Origin of the sequence: Sutterella seckii (assembly GCF_009183815.1) — a bacterium.
Classification (GTDB): Bacteria; Pseudomonadota; Gammaproteobacteria; order Burkholderiales; family Burkholderiaceae_F; genus Sutterella; species Sutterella seckii.
The window spans coordinates 22,946-30,352 of record NZ_WEHX01000019.1 but is presented as its reverse complement, the minus strand read 5'-3'; the positions used below and the strand labels follow the sequence as shown (position 1 = coordinate 30,352).

7 protein-coding genes are annotated in these 7,407 nt (G+C 56.3%); 4 read left to right on the top strand and 3 right to left on the bottom strand.

Annotated features, from left to right (window positions below; all coding sequences use genetic code 11):
* The coding region (locus GBM95_RS04790) for a group II intron maturase-specific domain-containing protein (RefSeq protein WP_319643762.1) at window positions 1-416 on the top strand (416 nt) is incomplete at its 5' end.
* 183 nt (window positions 417-599) lie between these two features.
* A complete protein-coding gene (locus GBM95_RS04785; RefSeq protein WP_152158043.1) occupies window positions 600-1,304 on the top strand; it encodes a cyclic nucleotide-binding domain-containing protein in 705 nt (234 codons plus the stop codon).
* Between the two features lie 35 nt (window positions 1,305-1,339).
* Here the strand turns inward: GBM95_RS04785 and GBM95_RS04780 are convergent, their stop codons facing one another.
* Complete coding sequence (locus tag GBM95_RS04780) at window positions 1,340-1,621, bottom strand: hypothetical protein (protein WP_152158042.1); 282 nt, start codon at window positions 1,619-1,621, stop codon at window positions 1,340-1,342.
* A 30-nt stretch (window positions 1,622-1,651) separates the two neighbouring features.
* Window positions 1,652-2,848, bottom strand: a complete 1,197-nt coding sequence (locus tag GBM95_RS04775) for an AAA family ATPase (protein ID WP_152158041.1) — start codon at window positions 2,846-2,848, stop codon at window positions 1,652-1,654.
* 376 nt (window positions 2,849-3,224) lie between these two features.
* Here GBM95_RS04775 and pepE point away from each other — a divergent pair, with 376 nt between their 5' ends.
* Window positions 3,225-4,100 (top strand): dipeptidase PepE, encoded by an 876-nt coding sequence (gene pepE, locus GBM95_RS04770; protein WP_152158040.1) that lies wholly within the window; start codon window positions 3,225-3,227, stop codon window positions 4,098-4,100.
* A gap of 187 nt (window positions 4,101-4,287) precedes the next feature.
* Here the strand turns inward: pepE and GBM95_RS04765 are convergent, their stop codons facing one another.
* Entirely contained in the window at window positions 4,288-5,229 is a 942-nt protein-coding gene (locus tag GBM95_RS04765) for an aldo/keto reductase (protein ID WP_226963162.1), read from the bottom strand.
* Between the two features lie 573 nt (window positions 5,230-5,802).
* Between GBM95_RS04765 and fumC the strand changes: the two genes are divergently transcribed.
* Window positions 5,803-7,239, top strand: a complete 1,437-nt coding sequence (fumC, locus tag GBM95_RS04760; RefSeq protein WP_152158039.1) for a class II fumarate hydratase — start codon at window positions 5,803-5,805, stop codon at window positions 7,237-7,239.
* Window positions 7,240-7,407 lie beyond the last annotated feature (168 nt).

Sequence of the window (7,407 nt, the reverse complement as noted above, 5' to 3'; positions counted from 1 at the left end):
ATCCGCCGAAGGCGGAGAGGGCAAAGCCCTCACTGAGCTCAGACTACAACCTACTTTTTAAGAACAAAATCGGCGAAAGCTCACTTGACATTCACCGGTACATCATCGGCTGGTTCAACTTCTATAAGCTGGCGCAGTTCAAAGGTTGGGCAAGGGAGATCGACCAATGGATCCGGAGAAGGATCCGGATGATCTACTGGAAGCGATGGAAGAAGATCCGTACGAAGTACGAGACTCTCAAGAAACGAGGTATCGACAAGCAGAAAGCATGGGAATGGGCAAACACCAGTAAGAAATACTGGCGAGTCGCTTGCAGTCCCATACTACACCTAGCCCTTGGCGACGCCTTCCTTGAGAAGCAGGGATGGACTTGGATTGGACTAGCAGGGGCCCCAGTGGAATGGAGTGCATGTTAGGCCGTTAAGCCTTGATACTAGGAACCGCCGTATACGGAACCGTACGTACGGTGGTGTGGGAGGACGGCATGGGAACTAATCCCATGCCTCCTACCCGATTCTGCTGATGGGAAAACTCTCTTGACGGCGCCGAGTTGAGAAAGCGAAGATGAATATTTCCTCGCCGATTCTCTTCTCCCGCCCATGTCGAACCCGGAAGTCATCTGTCCCTGGATTGTGCCGCGCGCGCCGAAATCGCTTCTCGAGCTTTTTGATTCTGAAGGGCAGTCGCAGGACTATTCCGTGCGCGCCTACATCCAGACGGAGGCCGAGCAGTCGACCCTTGTGCGGCGCATTGATTCCGGGCTCGTGAGCAAGGGCGTCACCAACTACCGGCTCAATAAGCCCCTCGCCATGAATCTGTATCCCGACGGGAGCTTTCAGGGCTTTCTGAACCTCTTCTCATCGGAACCCACGCCGCGGCTCGTGCGCGCCGTCAAGCCCTCAAGGATCACGAGTCTTCCGGGCAAGGTTTTCCGCGAGCGGCTCATGGACGACAAGGGACGATTCCTTGAATACGTCGGCTACACCGAACTCGCCGGGAAGTCCGAGCTCATCGGGATGGAGGCGCTCTTTTCGCTTTCATTGCCCGAACGCTTTCTGCTCTTCTGGGCCGCGACGCTTTTTCATTCCGGCGTCAACCCGCTCGAGTCCCGGGAGGAATACCTGGAGCTTCCGATGCAGGTGAGCCGGGCAACGCTCTCCAACATCATCTACACGACGAAGGCGCCGCTCGACCGGCTGCTTTCCGCGGCGGCGAAGGAAGGAACCCTCATCTGCCCGGCGGGGAGCCGCCTCATCAGAAGGAAAGACATTCTGATGATGAGCGAATGGATTTTGTCGAGGTGATTCCTGAGTGTCTCTCAGCGCCAGGATGAGGTGCTTCATGCGTCGATCTCCGGGCATTCCTGCCAGAGCACAAACTCCCGCCTTTGCTCAGAGAAGACGAGCGCAGCCCGGATTCGCTTTTCCTCTCCTCCATCCTGAAGCCCGTAGCGCTTCTCACGGAGCTGCGCGAGCGCCTCTTCGAGCAGTCGTTCGGGCTTGCGGCCTTTCTCTTCATCGTTTCGGGAAAGGAATTTAAGCTCCAGAACCCAGTGGCACCGGCTGAGTACGTAATGGATATTGAGGGAAGTCCGTTTGAGAAGCGTTACCGCCTCATCCACCCTCCCCGTTCAAAAGGCATCGTGGATTTCTCACGCGCCAATCTCCCGAATCGATCGCCCCTCGAGCAGGCGCTCCGAATACGTAGTCGCCATTGCTTCCTCAAGCTCGCGGTTGGGGTAACCCAGGAAAAAGGTATTGAGTTCTCTACGCTTGATGGTGAGGTAGCCTGCGAGCGTGAGAAGCGCCGTATCACGCTGTCTCTCCTCGGACCCAGTCGGGATCAGCATCTCGCCGTAGTTCAACGGTTTCTCTACCGCATAATCGGCCGGACTCCGCTCCGCATGGTCCTTGAGGTACCGGCACAAAAGAGAAATCTGTCCGCCTGATTCGATCCAATAGCTCCGAAACCCTCTATAGGGTCGAGCCAGGAAATTCAGCACAGACCAAGGGGAATACACGTGGACAGAGGCATCCTCATCGAAGCAATAGCCGCCATAGTACTGGCGCAGCTTCTGAAGCGTTCCGTCTTCTGAAAGCCCCAGCGTCGCGGCTGCATCTTTGAGATACGGAGAAAAGTACTTCCTGATCTCAAGTTCCGTGACCCCAACAATATCGCCGTACATGGGATCGATGGAAATATCAACCAGATCATCGAGTTCCGAACAACTATCTGCCTGATTGAATTTGGTGATGCCCGTCATGAAGAAAAAACGGAGCTGCGCAACATTGCTCTTGCAGACGGCGTAGAAGGCAGCGAGCTTCCGCCTGACCGACTTGAAGAGCTCCGGGGTGTCAATCACCGCCGTCAGCGGCGCATCGTATTCGTCAATCAGAAGAACCAGGCTCTGCCGAGGCTGAGTCTTGAACCAGCGATCGACCTCAAGATGAATGAGTCGATCTTCGCCATGCTGAGGATTGAATCCGTATTTACCAAAGGCGTTGTCCAGAAGGCGCTCAAACTGAAAGGTAAAGGACTCAAAAGAATCAAAGTGACGAATCGTTGAGAAGTCAAGGCGAACAACGTTATAGCATCGCTCTTCGCGCCAGACATCCTGAATCGCAAGACCTTCAAAATGCTTGAGTCCTTCCGAGAAAAGAGCTTCAAAAGTAGAGATCAGGAGCGACTTCCCGAAACGCCGGGGGCGGACAAAAACATATTGCCGCCGCATCATCGCAAGAGAGGCAATCTGCCGGGTCTTATCGACGTAGATCATCCCGCACTCCCGGAGCGCGATGAAGTCCGGCAGATTGAGAGGAAGCCGCTGAAGATCGGTTATAGCCGCCATTCTATTGATGTGTTTATTCGTATGTTTTCAGTCTACGCAGAGTATCTGCGTTTCAACAGGCTTCCCTTAAGTCCGGCGTGTGTAATGCGGAGAGACAAACCGACAGGCAAAAAATCTGCCCAAAAAAATATACTGAAATCAACCTATGATCATAGATTTAAATCAAATTTACTACTATATCCTATACTTTTTGAGGTGAAAAGTGAGAGTCTGTCTATGATCGACCATACCCATTGCGCACCGTAAACGTCCTTCTATTCCTTCGATGTCATCCCTATACTTTGCGCATCAATTTGGTGCGCACCAGGTTGTGGCAGCGGATCCGGAATCGCCTCCGGACCCACGTAAAGTCATACCATCGAAGGAAAAAATAGAAATGTCTCTTTCACGCCGCAGCCTCATCCAAACTGCCATTCTCGGCTCCGCAGCCGCTGCTGCCGGCACCGTTTCGGTCGCTCAGGCAAAGATCAAAAAGCCGCTCGGCCCGCAGAAGGTAAGTGAAAAGCGCCGTGTCCTGATCCAGTCGAGCTCGCGCTACCACACCTCGGGTTACCTCGACTTCGCAGGCGATCAGTACGAACAGCTCTACGGTTCGACCAAGCACGAAATTCTCTTCATCCCGTATGCCAAGGTTGCCGGCACCTACGACGCCTATGAAAAGCAGGTTCAGGACGCCTTCAAGCCCTTTGGTCACAAAATTATCTCGATTCATCGCTTCAAGGATCCGCAGAAGGCTGTTCGTGAAGCCTCTGCCATCGCGGTCGGCGGCGGCAATACCTGGGCGCTCGTCACGCGCATGTATGAAGCCGGCATCATTGACCTGATCCGTGACCAGGTCAATGGCGGCATTCCGTATTGCGGCTGGTCTGCCGGCGGTAACGTCGCCTGCCCGACGCTGCGCACGACGAACGACATGCCGATCGCTGAACCCCCGTCCTTCAACACCTTCGGATTCATCCCGTTCCAGACGAACCCGCACTTCATTTCCGGCGGCACGCAGGGCCTCAACAACGAAACCCGTGAAGACCGCCTCGAAGAGTTCATGTGGTACAACAAGGACGAGGAAGTCATTGGCCTTCCGGAAGGCACGGCGCTTTTCGTCACGGGCGAGCACAACTGCGAAGTGATCGGCCCGAAGGATTCCGACGCCCTCTACTGGTTCCGCCAGGCTCCCAAGGGCATGACGCTCTCGCGCATCCCGCTCGGAACCAAGTTCGACCTGCGCGAAATCCGCCCGGGTGGAAAGATCTGATAGCAAAGGTTCGAGCGCTGAAATAAACGCTTGATCTCAAAGAAAGAAGCGCTGCTCGCGGCATTGACCGAAAGCAGCGCTTTTTCTATATGAGTAGCCCCTCGATAGAACCTGTCAACAATGAAACTGCCTGCTCCATTACGAATCCGCAGAGCTCAAGCCCTCTTCACTGAGGTGGTCCAGAGGTTTAGTACCAGTCATGCTTCTCCGCACGATCGAGCTTCGCGATGCGGTTCATTTCCTCGACGCTGAGCTCAAAATCAAAAATCTCCGTGTTCTCGCGAATGTGCGCGGGATTCGATGATCCCGGAATCACCACGATGCCGCGCTGCAGATCCCAGCGGAGAATCACCTGCGCCGCAGACTTCCCGTGCGCACGGCCGATCTCGTTGAGAACCGGATCGGAGAGAAGCGCCTCCGTGTAGCCGCGGCCGCCCAACGGATACCAGGCCTGGACCGTGATCCCGAGCTTCTGAATGAAGGGAACAACGTCCTGCTCCTGATAGTAGGGATGGATCTCGTTCTGGACGAGCGCAGGCTTGATGGAGACGTGCGGCAGAAAGTCCTTAAGCTCCTTCTCGTACCAGTTGGAGAGACCGAGCGTGCGGATGCGCCCAGTCTTCACGGCCTCTTCGAGCGCGTGATAGGCCTTCACGTCATCCGACCCGGGATGGTGGAGCAGCACCATGTCGACCGTGCCGATGTTGAGGCGCTCGAGCGACTCGTCGATGGCGGCCTTCGGATCTGAATACTGATTCGGATAGAGCTTCGTGATCACGAAGATCTCATTCCGGGGGATGCCGGAGCGGCGAACGGCTTCGCCCACCTCGCGCTCGTTGCCGTAGATGTGCGCGGTATCGATGAGACGCACGCCGTTTTTGAGCGCCTCAAGGACGGATGAAATGCAGCGGTCGCCGTGAAGGCTGTAGGTCCCGATGCCGTAAATCGGCATGTGAATCCCGTTCTGAAGTTCGACGGTGCGCGTTTTCATGTTGAAGCCTCCGGGATTGGTCGCATCCGATTTCGATGAACTGTGGTCGGTCGGCAGCATCGCCTCCCGGGCGGAAAGCACTGGAGCCATTGAACTCAAGGCGAGCGCAAGAAGCGCGCTGCGGCGCGAAATGAACATATAGCCTCACAGGTAAAAAAGTTCCAAAATGCCTGATTGCCTCAGGAGCGCCCTAAAAGCAATCACTCTTTCGACTCAATGTACTTGCAAACACCGCGCTGAATTAGAGTTTTCCTCCACAAAAACTGCCTGAAACTGCTTTTTGAAAAAAGACAAAAATCTTTCTTCCTCAAATCGGCAGCTGAGACGGATGAGCGGTCTCAGCGCCTCGCGGTCCTCCTTCGCCTCTGCATCTTTCCTGCCCGGCTCTCCCCGCCGACCTCTTCCTTCTCCCGCCTTCGTGGTATCTCCGCCGTCAGCCGGCAACCTCGGAAAACTTGTCTTCCCGGAGCTCCCGATGTCCGGCAAAACCAGCTCTCGCCGGACTTTCTCTTTGTAAAGACAGGATCCCGGCACCCTCATTCAACGCAACTTACCCGTTCGCGCATATCCCCAAAGAGGCATCTCGTTTTCGTTAATGATTTCCATTTTCATTATCATTACCCACCCCCAAGTCAAGTCCGCAGAACGTCATGCGCACATCGCGCAAAGACTTGCGGGCTCGTCGAAAGAAAACGAAAGGAGAAAATCAAGATGGATCAGTTCCGCATCGAAAAGGACTCTATGGGCGAGGTCAAGGTCCCCAACGACAAGTACTGGGGCGCCCAGACCGAACGCAGCTATGAGAACTTCAAGATCGGCATTGAAAAGATGCCTGTGGAGATCGTCCGTGCCTTCGCGCTCCTGAAGGGCGCCTGCGCGCTTGCGAACCAGGAGTTCGGCAAGCTCGACGACAAGCGCGCCGCCGCCATTGAAGAAGCCTGCGACGAAGCCTTTGAGGGCAAGCTCGACGGCAACTTCCCGCTCGCCGTCTGGCAGACGGGCTCGGGCACGCAGTCGAACATGAACATGAACGAAGTGTTCGCGAACCGCGCCATCGAAATCTTGGGCGGCAACTTCCGCGACAAGGCGAGCCTCTCGAAGGACCAGCTCGTTCACCCGAACGACCACGTCAACATGTCGCAGTCCTCGAACGACACGTTCCCGTCCGCGCTCTCCATCATGTCCGTCGTTGAAACGACGAACTACCTCCTCCCGCGCCTCGAAGGCCTTGAAAAGGCCCTCTACGCCAAGGCTGAGGAATTCAAGGACCTGATCAAGTCGGGCCGCACGCACCTCCAGGATGCGACGCCGCTCACGCTCGGCCAGGAATTCTCGGGCTACGCCTCGATGCTCACGCACAGCCGCGAAGCCATCCTCGCCGCTCTTGAACCCTGCCGCGAACTCGCGATCGGCGGCACCGCCGTCGGCACGGGCATCAACTCGCCGGAAGGCTTCGGCGCCAAGGTTGCTGAAATCCTCACGAAGAAGACCGGCCTCAAGTTCAAGGACGCGCCCAACAAGTTCCATGCGCTCACGAGCCACGACGCCGTCTGCCTCCTTCATGGCGCGCTCGCGGGTCTTGCCGCCGACCTCATGAAGATCGCAAACGACATCCGCTGGCTCGCCTCCGGCCCGCGCTGCGGTTTGGGCGAAATCATCATTCCGGCCAATGAACCGGGCTCCTCCATCATGCCGGGCAAGGTCAATCCCACCCAGTGCGAAGCCGTCACGATGGTTGCGGTTCAGGTGATGGGGAACGCCACCTGCATCAACTTCGCCGCGAGCCAGGGCAACTTTGAACTCAACGTCTTCAAGCCCGTCATCGCCTACAACCTGATCCAGTCGATCAAGAACCTCGCGGACGTCATGAAGTCCTTCGAGATCCACTGCGTCACGGGCATCACGGCCAACAAGGAGCGTCTGCACGACCTGATGGAGCGCTCCCTCATGCTCGTGACCGCCTTGTCTCCGCTCGTCGGCTACATGAACGCCGCGAAGATCGCCCACTACGCTCACGTGAACAACAAGAGCCTTAAGGAAGCGGCGCTCGAACTCCAGCTCTGCACTGCGGAACAGTTCGACCAGTACGTCGATCCCACGAAGATGATTCACCCGAATCCCGTGAAGAAGTGCTGCTGCGGGAAGTAATTTCTAGCCGCCTTTCGGCTTCATAAGCGCAGAAAGCAAACAGCGGGCGGCATCAGGGACGCACCTCAGAGCGCCTGATGCCGCCCGCTTTTCTTTGCCGCGGAAAAACATGAAGGCAAAAAGACGCAGAGGCCTTATGCCGCGGACATTCAGCGTCGCGGCATGAGG